At 37.2% G+C, this 15,290-nt stretch carries 13 protein-coding genes; 7 read left to right on the forward strand and 6 right to left on the reverse strand.

Annotated elements, in window-relative coordinates:
• The first annotated feature begins 5 nt into the window (after positions 1 to 5).
• A complete protein-coding gene (locus tag MMY79_RS04470) occupies positions 6 to 2,432 on the forward strand; it encodes a DNA internalization-related competence protein ComEC/Rec2 (RefSeq protein ID WP_252612278.1) in 2,427 nt (808 codons plus the stop codon).
• Here the strand turns inward: MMY79_RS04470 and MMY79_RS04475 are convergent.
• Positions 2,385 to 3,368, reverse strand: a complete 984-nt coding sequence (locus MMY79_RS04475) for a lysophospholipid acyltransferase family protein (protein WP_252612279.1) — start codon at positions 3,366 to 3,368, stop codon at positions 2,385 to 2,387. The two genes, MMY79_RS04470 and MMY79_RS04475, sit on opposite strands and share 48 nt — an antisense overlap.
• A gap of 133 nt (positions 3,369 to 3,501) precedes the next feature.
• Between MMY79_RS04475 and sppA the strand changes: the two genes are divergently transcribed.
• Both sppA and MMY79_RS04485 read left to right on the forward strand, forming a co-directional pair.
• Positions 3,502 to 4,518, forward strand: a complete 1,017-nt coding sequence (sppA, locus tag MMY79_RS04480) for a signal peptide peptidase SppA (RefSeq protein ID WP_252612281.1) — start codon at positions 3,502 to 3,504, stop codon at positions 4,516 to 4,518.
• Between the two features lie 21 nt (positions 4,519 to 4,539).
• The gene (locus MMY79_RS04485) at positions 4,540 to 5,349 is read left to right on the forward strand and encodes an alpha/beta hydrolase (RefSeq protein WP_252612283.1); all 810 of its coding nucleotides are present in this window, start codon (positions 4,540 to 4,542) and stop codon (positions 5,347 to 5,349) included.
• Positions 5,350 to 5,416: 67 nt separating this feature from the next.
• On the opposite strand, the gene purN is transcribed toward MMY79_RS04485, so the two are convergent.
• Together purN and purM are read right to left on the reverse strand one after the other, a co-directional pair.
• Positions 5,417 to 6,046: a phosphoribosylglycinamide formyltransferase gene (purN, locus tag MMY79_RS04490; protein ID WP_252612285.1), complete on the reverse strand. Its 630-nt coding sequence runs from the start codon at positions 6,044 to 6,046 to the stop codon at positions 5,417 to 5,419.
• Positions 6,043 to 7,113: a phosphoribosylformylglycinamidine cyclo-ligase gene (gene purM, locus MMY79_RS04495; RefSeq protein ID WP_252612286.1), complete on the reverse strand. Its 1,071-nt coding sequence runs from the start codon at positions 7,111 to 7,113 to the stop codon at positions 6,043 to 6,045. Before purM ends, purN begins: the two co-directional genes overlap by 4 nt.
• Positions 7,114 to 7,248: 135 nt before the next feature.
• Here purM and cxpE point away from each other — a divergent pair, with 135 nt between their 5' ends.
• From cxpE to MMY79_RS04515, 4 genes are all read left to right on the forward strand, one after another.
• Complete coding sequence (gene cxpE / locus MMY79_RS04500; RefSeq protein ID WP_252612287.1) at positions 7,249 to 8,442, forward strand: chloramphenicol efflux transporter CxpE; 1,194 nt, start codon at positions 7,249 to 7,251, stop codon at positions 8,440 to 8,442.
• A gap of 20 nt (positions 8,443 to 8,462) precedes the next feature.
• Positions 8,463 to 9,161 carry a DnaA regulatory inactivator Hda gene (gene hda / locus MMY79_RS04505; RefSeq protein WP_144732148.1) on the forward strand — a complete coding sequence of 233 codons (699 nt, stop codon included), beginning with the start codon at positions 8,463 to 8,465 and terminating at the stop codon, positions 9,159 to 9,161.
• 335 nt (positions 9,162 to 9,496) lie between these two features.
• Positions 9,497 to 11,347: a rhombotarget A gene (gene rbtA, locus MMY79_RS04510; RefSeq protein ID WP_252612288.1), complete on the forward strand. Its 1,851-nt coding sequence runs from the start codon at positions 9,497 to 9,499 to the stop codon at positions 11,345 to 11,347.
• 15 nt (positions 11,348 to 11,362) lie between these two features.
• Positions 11,363 to 13,783 carry a CSLREA domain-containing protein gene (locus tag MMY79_RS04515; RefSeq protein WP_252612289.1) on the forward strand — a complete coding sequence of 807 codons (2,421 nt, stop codon included), beginning with the start codon at positions 11,363 to 11,365 and terminating at the stop codon, positions 13,781 to 13,783.
• 92 nt (positions 13,784 to 13,875) lie between these two features.
• On the opposite strand, the gene MMY79_RS04520 is transcribed toward MMY79_RS04515, so the two are convergent.
• Genes MMY79_RS04520 through MMY79_RS04530 form a run of 3 tightly spaced genes read right to left on the reverse strand, consistent with a single transcriptional unit; the run spans position 13,876 to position 15,179 of the window.
• On the reverse strand, positions 13,876 to 14,265 hold the full coding sequence (locus tag MMY79_RS04520; RefSeq protein WP_252612290.1) for a DUF3106 domain-containing protein: 390 nt from the start codon (positions 14,263 to 14,265) through the stop codon (positions 13,876 to 13,878).
• Positions 14,255 to 14,575 (reverse strand): hypothetical protein, encoded by a 321-nt coding sequence (locus tag MMY79_RS04525; protein ID WP_252612291.1) that lies wholly within the window; start codon positions 14,573 to 14,575, stop codon positions 14,255 to 14,257. The genes MMY79_RS04520 and MMY79_RS04525 overlap by 11 nt, the downstream gene beginning before the upstream one ends.
• A complete protein-coding gene (locus tag MMY79_RS04530) occupies positions 14,565 to 15,179 on the reverse strand; it encodes an RNA polymerase sigma factor (RefSeq protein ID WP_004790645.1) in 615 nt (204 codons plus the stop codon). Before MMY79_RS04530 ends, MMY79_RS04525 begins: the two co-directional genes overlap by 11 nt.
• Between the last annotated feature and the right edge of the window lie 111 nt (positions 15,180 to 15,290).

Consider the following 15,290-nt stretch of genomic DNA (forward strand, 5'->3'; position numbering starts at 1 on the left):
TTTAAATGTTAAAACTTATTTTAGTGGGGTGGATTGTAGGTATTGCATTCATGGGAATAGATCTTCCTTTAATAATGCAATATGGTTGGGTTGGTAAAGTTCTACTCTTGATCAGCTTTATTTTTTATATTTTTAAGCGGCATATTTTTGTAAATCGTCCCATATTAAAAGCAGTTTATTGTTTAATCTGTGGGCTAAGCCTTTTTGTTATAGGCTATCAATATGCTCAGCACGCCTTAAATGAAAGATTACAATTACGGGAGATGCGACCTGAGTCTTTAGACATTATTGTTTATATAGACCGAATAAGTGAAGAAAAAGATAATAAGACACAGCAAGTCGCTCAGGTTCTAGGGCGGTCATCCGATGTGGTGAATTGGTTGTTATATTTAAAAAATGAAAATGCTTTGATAGAAGGGCCAAAATTACAATTAGATCATTACTATCGAATTTCAGGTAAAACCAGACCAGCTCATAGTTATGCAGTAGCAGGTGCTTTTGATCAAGAACAATGGTTCATTCAACGAAACATAATGTCAGGTTTCAGTGTTCAGCATGTTGAGCCTTTAAGCTCAAATGAAATTTATCGATTGGGTTATCAAAATCACTTACAACAGCAACAGAAGTTTTTTACTAGGCAACAATTAAATATAGAAAAACTCCGACTAAAATTTAGATTAATGCTAAAAAAATCTCCCTTTCAGAATAAAGGATTGTTATTAGCGCTTTTGACAGGGGATGAAAGTCTTTTAAATGAAGATATTAAAAATCAATTTAAACAGTTAGGAATCTCTCATTTGTTGGCCATTTCAGGGCCTCATGTCCTCATTTTTGCAATCTTGTTATCATGGGGATTACATCAATTAGTACGACGTTATTATCCTCAGCTTTATTTGTGGCAACCCAAGCAAATATTGGCAATGATTCCGTTATGTTTTGGAGTATTGATTTATACGACTTTTGTCGGCTTTGAAATTCCAGCCTTAAGAACGTTACTTTCAGTATTTTTATTTGCCTTTTTATTGTTGATCAAACTGCCTGTTAAGCCATTCTCGCTCTTGGTTTACAGCGCAAGTCTACTTTTATTTTTCGACCCATTTAGTGTCTTATCGGCAGGTTTTTGGCTCTCTTATGGTTCTTGCTTTATTTTGTTACGTATTTATCAAACCATAGTACAGGCTCCAAATCTTGCTTCAGTGGGTCTGCTATCTAGAATAATGCTTTTAACTAAAACCCTAATTGAATCTCAGGGCAAAATATTTATTGCCCTATGTCCTCTAATGTTGATTTTCTTCCAACAGATTTCATGGGTTGCACCTCTCACAAATATTATTGCTGTTCCTCTGTTAGGAGGAGTTATTGTTCCTTTAAATATTTTCGCTGCTTGTGCGTGGCTTATTTTTAATTCACTTGGAAATGCACTCTTTCAGATTAATGATTTTTTGCTCAGCATGGTGCTGACGTGTTTTAGTCTTTTAGAGAAATTATCTTTACCATTGCAAGGTTTTAGTCTGACACCACTGGCTTTGATAGGCTTAAGCTGTGCCATTATTATCTTATTTTTACCACGTGGTGTTTTACCGAAATCTTGGAGTCTTATATGTTGTTTACCCTTAGTCATTCCGAATAAAACCTCTCAGCAAATCCAATTAAATATTATAGACGTAGGCCAAGGGCAGGCGATTTTTCTACAACACTCAGAGCAGACATGGTTAATTGATACGGGTGGTTCTTATGATGAGAAGGCTTTCAGTATTGGTCAAAATGTAGTAATTCCCTATTTACGCCAGAAAGGTATTAATCAACTAAATCATGTGGTGTTATCTCATCTTGACCAAGATCATAGTGGGGCATTTCCCGCCATAAGACAGGCTTTTCCTATCAAACAAGTTATATCAAATCAGCTATGGGCAGAGCAGGTGAAAGAACCATTTACCTATTGTCATCAAGGACAAAAATGGCAATATCCTCAGTTAGATATTGAGATACTTTGGCCCAAAGAAAATGATTTAAATTTAGTTCCTTCTAATCAAAATGAATATTCTTGTGTCGTTTATATTCATTTAAAACAAGTAAGGGGTTATCAGAACTATTTAATTATGGGGGATGCGGGATGGGAAGCGGAATATCAATTGATAAAAGAATATCCTGATTTAAAAGTAGATGTTTTGATATTAGGCCATCATGGCAGTAAACATAGTTCAGCCTATGATTTCTTAGCGACTTTAAATCCGAAGCTTGTTATTGCCTCTGCTGGTTTTAATAACCGATATGGTCATCCAAGCAAAGAGGTTTTAGCGAGAATACAAGAACTTAATATTCCGTTTAAAAGCACCGTTGAGCAAGGAACATTAAGCTTTGTATCTCAAGATTATCAAATGGTTTTATACACTCGACGTTTCGAGCGTACTTGGCTTCACAGAACTTTGTGAAGCTTCTGCTTTAAGCTTAGCCACAATTTGAAGAGCTTCCGCTGGATCAAGATTATAAACATTATCTAAAGCAGGGTTTGCTTTAAAACGTTTATAACTCCAGTGGTAATGTTCTGGATAGCGATGAATAAGTTGTTCAATAGCTTGGTGAATGATATAAGTTCCATCATCCGCACTACCTTCGTAGATTTTCTCATCCATAGGTTCAATGTGCATCGTAAATCCATCATTTTCGTTACGAATTGCATAAAGGAATAACGCTTTTGCTTTAGTTTTTTGGATGAGCTTGGCGCTTAAATTACTTGAAGCAAGCGGAACACCAAAATAATTGATCATACTGCCGCCCACGTTGGGCGTATGGTCAGGTAAAATTGCGGTAGTTTGACCTTGTTTTAAAGCTTTAAAAATTTGTCTTACGCCACTTTCATCAGTAGGAACCAAGTGGGCTCGTTCACGACTACGTGCATCTCGAACAAAACGGTCCGCATCTTCATTTTTTACAGGCTTGTATAAAATTGTCATTGAAGTGAACTGTGAACACCAAGCATTCAAGATTTCCCATGTACCAAAATGTGGGATGATCATGACAAGCCCTTTTTTTGCTGCAAGCGCTTCGTGATAGTAATGTTCACCTTCAATATGATGAATTCTTTCGATATTCTTGCTATTTGATGAACCCCAAATACTTAAAAATTCAAAGTATGAGGTGATTTCATTACGAATAGCTTGTTCCGTAATCTCTATTCGCTGCTGTGGCGTTAAATCTGGAAGAGCGATTTGTAGGTTTAGTTCTATACTTTTTGATGTTTTAGTAATTTTTAAAGTATTGATTAACCCTGCCAACATACGGGCAAGAAAACGTCCAAATTTAATTGGCTGGCGGCTAAAAGTTTTGAGTAGGAAGTAGTTCATGCTTTTTGTATCTAATTTGGTCATCTATCGCGGGGAAAAGGAAGCAATAATTAAAAAAAGATAAAATTATTATAAATGAAATCATATTATTTAGACAGTTTTTATCAAATCAACGTATATAATGACATCATTTTAGATTAATTTGGATTGGAATTTTATGTCCGATTGGCCACCAAAACCACAAAATGAACCTATAATCCCTAAACAAAATGGACCAGAATGGCAAATTCTTGAGAAGGCTGTACTTGCTTCAGTCGAGGAACAGCGTCGTAGCCGTCGTTGGGGTATCTTCTTTAAAACATTAACTTTTATTTATTTGTTATTCATCGTTGTACTCATGGGTAAAGGCTGTTCAACCAGCAAAGAAGGTTCTGCTGTAAATAGCAGTAGCGCTCATTTAGCAGTGGTAGATATTATTGGAACTATTGATGCTTCGAGTAATCAAGCTGTAAATAGTGAAGATACGAATAAAGCGCTTAAACGTGCTTTTGAAGCTTCGAATAGTAAAGCTGTTGCACTTAACATTAACTCACCTGGCGGTTCTCCAGTTCAGTCTGATGAAATCTGGCAGGAAATTCGTTATTTGAAAAAACAGCATCCAGATAAAAAGGTTTATGCTGTTATTGGTGATATGGGTGCATCGGGTGCGTACTATATTGCTTCTGCTGCTGATGAGATTATCGTCAATCCATCAAGTTTGGTTGGCTCAATTGGTGTGATCATGCCGAACTATGGGATTACTGGTTTAGCTCAGAAACTTGGTATTGAAGATCGTACTTTAACGGCAGGAACGAATAAAGACATTTTAAGTATGACAAAACCGATTGATCCTGTTCAAAAGCAACATATTCAATCTGTTCTTGATAATGTTCATACTCACTTTATCACTGCAGTTAAAGAAGGGCGTGGAAAACGTTTGAAATCGAACGATCCAGCTATTTTCTCTGGTTTATTCTGGACTGGCGAACAAGCAATTCAGTTAGGTGTTGCTGACCGTTCAGGTAACATTACGAGCTTGATGCGTGAACTAAACCTTGATAATAAAGTTGACTACACAATTGAGCGTAACCCATTACAATCAATTTTGGGTCGTATGGGTGCACAAATCGGGCAAGGGGTAAGTGAATCTATTGCTCAAGAAGTGCAGACTCGTCAAAGCGCAAAATTACAATAAAATCTGTTTTAGGATAGCGGTATGTCAATGAAACCAGTTATACACTTTGCTCATGCGAATGGCGTACCATCAAAAGTGTATCAAAAACTGTTTGACCAGTTGAAAGGGGAATATGACATTATTTATGTTCCCCTGATTGGTTCTGATAAACGTTATCCTGTGACGAATCATTGGCCTACTTTGGTTGATCAGGTGATTGACAGTATTGTGCGGCAGGCGAAAGGACGTAAAGTTATTGGACTTGGACATTCTCTTGGTTCAGTTTTAACGTTGATGGCATCTTTTCAGCGTCCTGAACTCTTTTCTCAAGTCATTATGTTAGATCCCCCTCTTATTTTAGGGCGATATTCATTTGCATTTCACATGGCAAAATTATTTCGTCCTAAATTGGTTGATGCGATGACTCCAGCGGGCTTATCTGCACGCCGTCGAGAACATTGGGAATCGAGAGAGCAGGCTGCTGAATTACTGCGTCCCAAAGGTTTCTATAAAGATTTTGATGAAGATTGTTTTCAAGCCTACATTGACTATGCTTTAAAAGAAGACTTAGTTCGCGGTGGTGTCACTTTAACGATTTCTCGTGAAGATGAAGTTGCAATTTTCCGGAAAAATCCTTCTTGGTGGTGGCTGCCTATGCCAAAACCTAAGATGCCTGTGCATTTAGTTGTGGGTAAAGGAAGTGATTTCTTAAAAAGAGGCTTTCCTCAAATGGCAAAGCGAAAAATGGGAATTCCGTTTACTGTGGTTGAGGGAGGGCACATGTTCCCTCTAGAACATCCTATTGAAACAGTGAACTCTATAAAGAAATTGATTCATCATCAACCAAATTAATTTTTAGACTTATAAAAAAGGACATGCTGGCATGTCCTTTTTTATTTTTGCTTTTAAGTAAAAAGTTTTACCAATTTGCAAAACGAATAGGGTGTTCAAGAACTTGATCACGGAAATAAGCTTGGCCATTTTTCCATGTAAGTTGACCGTTACATAACCACTCTGCTACTTGTGGGTAGATAAAGTGTTCAAGTGTATGCACTCGATTTGCTAATGAAGCGGCAGTATCATGTTCTTTCACTGAAATAGCGGATTGGGCAATTGATTGACCAGAATCCAGTTCAGCAGTTACAAAGTGTACGGTACAACCATGTAAACGATCACCTGTGTTTAAGACACGTTGATGAGTATTCACACCTTTATAAGCTGGAAGAAGTGAGGGATGTATGTTCAGCATTTTCCCTTGCCATTTGTTGACAAAGGTGGGAGTTAAAATGCGCATGAAACCAGCTAAAATGACCACATCTACTTGCCAAGCTAAGAGCTGTTGATGCATTACTTCATCAAACACTTCACGAGTTGGAAAGTCTTTATGAGAAAGAACGGCCGTAGCAATATTGGCTTTTTGAGCACGCTCTAGGGCATAAGCATCTGCTTTATTAGACAGTACACCTACAATTTGCCCTGATAGATTTGCATCTATCAAGGCTTGTAAATTACTGCCGTTCCCAGAGACTAGAACAGCAATTTTTATCATGCAAAGATCACACGAATTTTTTCGTCTGCACCTTCCACTGACTCAGCATTTTCTTGGATGTGTCCAATTTTCCAAGCTTTTTCACCTTGAGCATTAAGCACTTCAATTGCTTTTTCTGCATCATTAGCATCAACAGCAATGACCATACCTACGCCACAGTTAAACGTACGGTACATTTCAAAGCGCTCTACATTGCCTTCGCGTTGTAGAAGTTGGAATAACTCAGACCATTCCCATGAAGCTTCATCAATGACTGCTTGAGCACCATTTGGTAATACACGTGGTAAGTTACCAGGTAAACCGCCACCAGTGATGTGTGCCATAGCATGCACATCAACTTGTTTGCAAAGCTCAAGAACTGGTTTTACATAAATACGTGTTGGTTCCATTGCAACATCTGCAAGAGGGCGACCATCAATTACTTGAGTTAAATCAACGTTTTTAACGTCTAAAATTTTACGTAGTAATGAATAACCATTTGAGTGAGCACCACTTGATGCAACACCGATAAGTACGTCACCAGACTTTACTTTAGTGCCATCAATAATTTTACTGTGCTCAACAACACCAACGGCAAAACCAGCAAGATCGTAATCTTCGCCTTCATACATGCCTGGCATTTCTGCGGTTTCACCACCTACAAGTGCGCAACCTGCAAGCTCACAACCTTTACCAATACCCGTAACAACATTTGCAGCAACGTCAACATTTAAGTGACCAGTTGCGTAGTAATCAAGGAAGAATAATGGTTCTGCACCACAAACTAAAAGGTCATTTACACACATAGCTACAAGATCTTGGCCGATTGTGTCATGACGATTAAGATTGAGTGCCAAACGTAATTTAGTTCCTACACCATCGGTTCCAGAAACTAAAACAGGCTCTTCATAACCTTTAGGAATTTTGCATAGTGCACCAAAGCCACCAAGACCGCCCATTACTTCAGGACGACTTGTACGTTTAGCGACTGACTTGATACGATCGACCAGTGCGTCGCCCGCTTCAATGTCGACACCCGCATCTTTGTAGCTTAAACCGGTATTTGGGGTAGAAGTTGAGTTGCTCATAAATGAAGTCTCCGCATTGGCGGCAGATTATAACCTGAATATACGAAACTCTTATGTTATTTATGCTCGAAAATGCTATCTTTAATAAAAATATTTTTTCATTTATAACGATTAAATCAAAAAAGGCTAGATTTTATGCAAGATCGTATACTGCGCCGTATTCTTTTACTCGCAGGTATTGTATTGCTGGTATGGGTATTGTACTTACTCAAGCCTGTAGTCATTCCTTTTATCGGTGCTTTTTTCCTGGCTTATTTATTCAGCCCACTTGTTGATGTTCTGGTAAAAATAAAATTGCCTCGCTGGTTAGCAATTAGCGTAGTCTTTATAGGAATCGGTGTAACTCTGACCGTTGCACTCTGGTATTTGGTTCCTCTGATCTGGAAACAATTGGTTTACGCCCGAGATAGCATTCCAGCAGGTATCCACTGGATTAATGCAGAACTATTGCCATGGGTTTCTTCGACATTCAATGTTCAGCAAATGGAAATTGATACCGATCAAATGTCCAAAGCTGTCATGGATTACGTTCAGACGAATTACAGTGCCGATAGTATTCAAGCTGTTTTATTAAAGCTTGCGCAGTCAGGTCTCAATTTTATTCAGATCGGCGGAACAGTTGTTTTAATTCCAATCATTGCTTTTTATTTTTTACTAGATTGGGACCGTATGCTACAAAACTTACGTCGTCTCATTCCACGCCCATATGAAGCAACTACTTTACAGATTGTCGGTGAATGTCATAGCGTTTTAGGAGCATTTGTTAAAGGTCAGTTTCTCGTCATGCTATTGCTCGGCGTGGTATACGCAGTTGGGTTGCAGCTTATTGGTTTGGAAGTTGGTCTTATTATTGGTATGGTGGCTGGCCTTGCCAGTATTATTCCTTATTTAGGATTTGCCGTAGGTATTATTGCAGCGGTTATCGCGAGTTTATTCCAGTTCGGATTGGACTGGATGCATTTATTACTGGTTGGTGTCGTTTTTATGATTGGCCAAGCGGTAGAAGGTTATATTCTACAGCCATTCCTACTGGGCGATAAAATTGGTTTATCTCCTGTAGCAGTTGTTTTTGCCGTATTAGCGGGTGCACAGCTTGCAGGTTTCTTGGGAATGTTAATTGCATTGCCTGTTGCTGCTGTTATTGTAGTGTTGTTGAAGCATTTAAGAGAGAATTATGAAAGAAGCTCACTTTATGCTCCATCTTCTACATTAGTGATCCAACATGGCGATATTGAGCAAATTCATGTAGAAACCGAAAGCACTAAGCTTGATCTTGAAGTTAAAACACAGCAAGATACAGATGAACTGAAATCCCCTAACCAGAAATAATTTCAAGGTTAATTCAATATATGCGTCAACTCCAACTGGATATAGAACCTCAACTTGATGCCCGAATTAGTGATTTTTCGGGACCAAGCTGGGGGAATGTAGTCGATGCTGTGCGTCAACTACATGCTGGTCTGGTGAGTAGGTTTTACATATATGGTGGAGCAGGAACAGGAAAGAGTCACTTACTTTCCGCAATTTGTGACTCTTATTTAGAAATAGGCAAATCTGCAATTAAAGTTTCTTTGCTTGAACTCCTCGATGCTCCTATTGAAGCAATTACTTCTTTAGAGCATTATGATCTTGTTGCTTTGGATGATATTGAATCGATTAGTGGTGTGCCTCATTGGCAAAAAGCTGTTTTCCATTTAATGAATAATCACGAAGGGCAGCTAGTATTTTCTTCGCGTGTAGCGCCTATCGAATTAAAGTTAGAATTACCAGACTTACAGTCACGACTTACGCAAGCTGTCAGTGTTAAAGTGCCGAGTGGAAGCTTATATGCGGACCGCTATTCTTTAGTTACGTCTGTAATGTCTAGACGTGGTATTCATTTTGATCAGCAAATTGTTGACTATTTATTATTACATGGTCCTCATCAGGCTTCTCTTTTGCTACAGACAGTTGCCCAATTAGAAAAACTGCTTAAAGGTGAAAAAACAAAACTTTCTAATGCGACTTTAAGGCAAATTTATGCTTTGATTGATGAATATCAACAATAGATGTTCTTTCGTTTTGTCTTATTGCTTCACCTGCGCACATGGAAAACTATTAAAAATAGAGTGTCGGATACAAGATTTCTAATTTCAGAGCACTTACCTCTATATCTTTTTAAAGCTCTTTCTAATTTTTAAACATTCAGATTTTGTATTTAAAAAAGTTTTTTAAATGTATAAAGCTTTTTGTAATCTAGTTCAAAAATGACTCTACAGACCGACCAAAATGTCTTGAGAAATTCTACTTGCTGTGACAAAGTACGCACAAAGGATGCGATTGCAAAAGCGGAAATTTTGCAATATTGACAAAGAAAAATGAAAAAAGATGTAAGGAGATGGGTATGCTCAAACGGAGCATTGCTTTTGCTTTATTGGCTGCTGCTGGACACGCTTATTCTGCCGATATTCAAGTCACAAGCTTAATTGATGAAGATAAAGACGATACGCTATGTACGTTGCGTGAGGCTGTACAGTTTCTTAATTATCGAGCATCTTCCAATGCTGCTGATGTTGAAAAATATGCAACTGGTTATCACGGATGCGGAGGTAAAGACGCCTCTTCAAATATTATTTTGAAGCGTGATAAAGAATATGCATTAAATACAAGTATAACAATTACCGCGGCTTTAAATATCCTTACAGAGAGTGACTCTAGTTTTATTGATAATGATGCTCCAGGAACCCATAACGCAAGCATTAAAATGGCAGGTACAGATCGCCTGTTTAAAATTGATGATGGTAATGTTGAAAAAACCTCTTTTTCTGTTTCTTTGAGTGACCTTAATTTACAAGGGGCTGGCTCTAAAACCTCCGTATTAGATGGAGGATTAATTTATAACCATGAACAATTAACTATTAAAAATTCACGTTTACTTAATGGTTACGCTACTCGTGGTGGTGCAATTTACAATGCTGGTAATTTATCTAATACGACAAGAACAGCAGGTACAGTTACCCTTACCAATAATTTAATACAGAATAATAAAGCGGCTCAGGGAGCAGTTTTATATAGCGAAATGCCTCTTTATTACATTACTCAATCTGTTTTACGTGATAATGAAGTTACAGCCGCAGATAACGCTTTATTGTATGTTCAAACCAAGTTTGCAGATGAAAGTACTGGGGGATATTTAACTTCACGTGCTATTGGATTAAGTAATAGTACAATTTTTCATAATAAAGGTGGTTTTATTGCAAATATCCGAGATGGGATGTTTGTTAACAACATTACGATGATTAAAAATGACAAAGGACTATTTCTTGATGCTCCTCAAGGAAATGCTTCTGTTTCAAACAGTATATTAGTAGGGAATACTCTAAATTGTCAGGTTGGTACAACCGATAAAGCAGTTATACAAAGTAATTTGGTTACCGCAGAATGTAACCGAAATGCGACCACAAAGCTTCCTAATATTCTTTATCCCGCTAATGAAAAATTAATTGCGGGAGATACAGATGAAGGTGTGTGCGATGTAACGGCTCAAAATGGATTGTTATGCCCTTATAACACGCCAAAAAATAGCTTTTTGGGTTTCTTTAGACCACGATTACTTGAGAATTATAAAAATTTAGCTGAATCATTGATCATTAATAAAGGACGTCTTTACAGTGATGGCTCTTCAATTGGTTTAGCGAGTTGTGAACGATACGATCAACGTGGTAAGAGTCGCAGTGGATATGATGAGCTCTGTGATTTAGGTGCAATCGAATATATCGTAGATAGTGAAGTCTCTTCAGTTGGTCAAGATATTAAATATGGCCAAGTTGCAAAATTCGGTATTTTAGGTTCTTTAAGTGAAGCTGATTTGGTTACGCCTGCTACGTGTAAGCGATTGTTTGGTGAGCGTGCTGATGGCAAAGACTGGCAACCAGGATGTCTTAAAGTTAGACAAAGTACAGATACACCAGTTTCAAAAGGCACTATAACCTTAGATCAAAATGGTAATGTAATTTATACGCCAAACGGAAATTGGCATGGTGCAGATATTTTTAGTATTCAAGTAGTAACTAGCGTATCTCGATTTAATGAGGGTGAAGATTTTCAATATATTACTATCCCAACAAGAATTGTTCAGGAACCTTTATCTGGAATTGAAGATAAATCGGTGAGTACTGGCGGTGGGGGAAGTGTTGGTGGCGGTTTAATTTTAGGGTTATTTGGATTAATTGCATTACGCCGTTTCAAGTCATAAACAGGGATGTGGGCTATGAAAAATTATCAAAAAGCACTGGGTGTAATTACTGTTATCGCAGCAATGCCTTTAATGGCTCAAACAACAATAAAAGTTACAACATTTGCTGACGAAGATAATGAGAACATGAATGCATGTTCTCTACGTGAAGCGATTACAGCAGCTGAAATGCGTAAATCTTATGGAGGGTGTGAGGTTTCTGCAATTGATGCAAACTACACAATTCAACTCGAAGGTGGTACTTACACCTTAAATAAAGAATTAACCCCTAAAATCGGTTTGAATATTATTGGGAAAGAAGCGACGGATTGGGAGCGAAAAGGAGTTCTAACTAATGACTATCCAGCCCAAAAAGCGCTTGAAACTCGTATAAATGCTGGGGGAAAATCACGTATCTTTAATACGGCTGTTTACCAGCAACCTTTAACATTAACTAATATTATTTTAGAAAATGGGAAAAGTACTGAGTCTGGTGGTGCAATTTATGCTGGCGCTGATGTAACTTTAAAAAATAGTCAGATATTAAACTCACAAGCATCTAAAGGTGGAGCGATTTACCTCGGAGGTAATACTGCCAGTTTAACGATGAGTCATTCTTTAATTCAAAACAATGGCCTGACTTCAACTGAAGGTAGTATTCTCGCAATGAGTTGTATGTTTAATACTTCATATAGCGCCCGTACTATATCATTGGATTCAAATAGTTTTGTTAATAATGGATCGACTAGTTCAATAAGTGCTTTTAATTTTTGTGGTAGCCCTACAGCCTCCTTTACAAATAATACAATTGCACAAAATATTGCGAGTCCGACTAACGGCAGTATTCTTAAATTTACAGGAGATGCTGATCCAGCAAAAAATCAAACCAGTAATTTAAGTTCGGATAGTAGTTTAATACTGCAAAATAATACGATTGTTGAGAATTCTGCAAACACAACTTTTTTATATGATAAATTAGGTGATAAAAACTTAAATTTTAATGTATTAGCTTTTAATAATGGGTCTTATGCTTGCCGATATTTACTTGGGGCTGCAGCTGAGGAAAAAGATACTGGACTAGATTTGAGGTTTAATGCTTTAAATTTAACAGGCAATGCACCAAAATGTGATGTACCCAAAGAAGTAGTTCCTGAGGGCAATACTAATATTGATGTAAAAAATAATACTTTAAATACTTTATTGGAGCCTTTATTAAAAGGACTTAATGAAAATAATGGTTTTTTACCAATTTACTATCCTAAAAATAATTTTTCAGCGTCAGATTTAATTGATGTAGATTCAGAAAATAAAGGTACTTGCCAGACTCAAGATCAGCGTGGGTTAGCTAGGTTGGTAAGTAATACATACTATTATCAAACTTTAAATAAAAATAGTTGTGATATTGGTTCGGTTGAGTTGATGAAACTTACGGCAGGTGATCTAGAAGGTTTAGGTAATATTTCATTTACGACCTTAATAGATACATATCAAAAAAGCTATGATTTGTATGATAGCCTGCTCAAAGATCCAACTACGCCATCAAACTTTATCGTTTACTATAAAGTTCGTTTAGCTGAATTTAAGGATTTACTGGATAAGTTTAAAAATGATACTGCTCATGTAAATACAAAATATCGAGCAATTTACATTGATTTAAAAAATTATGGTTTTCCTCTACCAACTGAAGACAGTAACCATGTATTAAAGTTTTTTAATACAGCTGATTATGATGTTAAAGCAGAACCCTTGGGTGTGGCGCAAAAAGTAGAAGATTTAACTACTGATACTAAAACTAAGGAAAACCAGAGATGTGTGTGGAATCCAGCAGTACAGCAAATTCTTTTTTATCGTGTTGATGATGATGTTACTTCAAGTACAACTAATGAATTTTGTAAATATACAATTACTACTAAAGCGGGCGTGGAACTCAGTAGTGGATTAATTAAAGCAAAATTTGCAAATATTGCTCCTGTTTCTGGAGATGGCACAATAACATTTAAGTATTTAGCAAATGAAATGATTCCTTTGAATTTACTCAAATATGCCAATGATGATGGAGATGGACCAGTTAGTACACTTAGTACAAATTCTGATAAGTCTCAATTTGCGGACTTACCAATTTATTTACCAAGCAAAGCTTCAAAAGATGGAATTTTTACGGTCGTTAAGGCAGATCGAGAAGGACCTTGTCCTGGTAAAGACAGTAAAAATACATGTTACGGTGGTAATATTTACATTCAAGCAAAAAATGTCTTTAACACTTTTAACGATACACTTTCTTATAATGTCTATGATGCTAATGGATTAATTTCAGCGAAACCTGGGACAATTAATCTAATAAGTACCGCAACTACTACAGATGATTCTCGAAGTGGTGGCGGTGGTGGCGGTAGCTTAGGAATTTTGTCTATAGCATCTTTACTTGGTTTAGCGATCTATAGACGCTACCGTAAATAAACGGTATAAAATAAAAAAGCCTCCAATTGGAGGCTTTTTTATAGAAAGTTATGTAAGACATTAAATTCACTTCATACGAAACAGAGTTGTATTTAATGTTCTAAATACTTGTTCATATACTCTTCACGAATAGCTGTTTTTTCTTCACCATTTGCTTTAAGCATACGCTGGCGTAAATCATTACGCTCTTGTGTACTCATTTTTTGCCATACTTCACGCATTTTTTCTTTTTCAGCATCGGGGAGTTGAGTAAACCAGTCCATACGTTGCTGTAGGTTCGTACTTTGATTCGCTGGTAATTCTTTCAAGCTCTGGTAACGTTTAATAACTGCACGTTGTTCTTCTTCAGAAAGAGCATTCCATGTGTCATCAACTTGTGTATTGGCATCCTTAGAAAAAATCCAAAATCGTTCAAAACCTGCAAAACTCGTTTGCAAGAAACTTAATGAACAAAGGATAAGTGCTAATTTTTTAGCTGCCATGTTGTACTTTATCCTCACCCAAGACCATTAGCATTTCTAAATCTTCCACCATTTGTGGAGATAATTTAGGATTTACAATTACTTGATTTTGTGGCTTATCAACAATATCTGCTGAATTAGGTAAAATTACAAAACCTGTGATCGCAGCTGCAAGTGCAAAACCAGACATTTTCCAGACACTATAAAAAGAGGCTGGTTTTTTTTGAATATGGTCAAGCACATGATTCATGACCACTGTTTTATTTTTATGGTGATGTGCCAAACTATCAAGTTTAGACGTCACCTTTTTAGTGAAATCATCATGATTCATCAGAACCTCCCAAGGGATTTAAATGGGCTAAGTACTCTCTAAGTCCCTGAATTGCTCGGTGATAATGGGTTTTTACACTACCTTCAGTACAGTTCATGATCTGAGCTGTTGTGTGTGTGTCAAAACCTTCCCACGCACGTAACATAAATGCCTGTTGTTGACGAACGGGTAGCTTTGAAATTGCTTCTCGAATTTCTTCGATAGTCACTGCTTGATCAAGAAAATCTGCAGGATTAATGGCTTTTTCATCAACTACATCAATAACTTCATCGTCGTCATTATCCAGACTAACTTTTTTGAAGAATGAAAATGGGTTTGCTCTACGAGATTCTTTGCGGCGCCAGTCCTGAAGTTTGTTGTTTAAAATAGTATAAAACAGGGGATACCATTCTTCAGTACTTTTATCGGCATAAGATTTGTGTAAAGCAATAAATGCTTCTTGAACCAAATCCATTGCAATACCTTGTTGACCTTGGGTAGCACTCTCCATCATCACCAAAGCACGACCAGTAACATCTTGCATGAAAACTTTCAGGCGTTGTTCAGCCGTGCTTGCATGAGCACTAGATGTTTCCGATCGAGACTTTTTCGGTGCTAAATCCATGGAGATGGAAAATCCTGTCATTGGACATACCCACCTTATCTTCAATATATCTCTTATATAACGTTGAAAAGAGGTGGGAGGTTGACAACAATCGGCTATTTTTTACTAGTG

The organism is Acinetobacter sp. XS-4, assembly GCF_023920705.1.
Taxonomy (GTDB): Bacteria; Pseudomonadota; Gammaproteobacteria; order Pseudomonadales; family Moraxellaceae; genus Acinetobacter.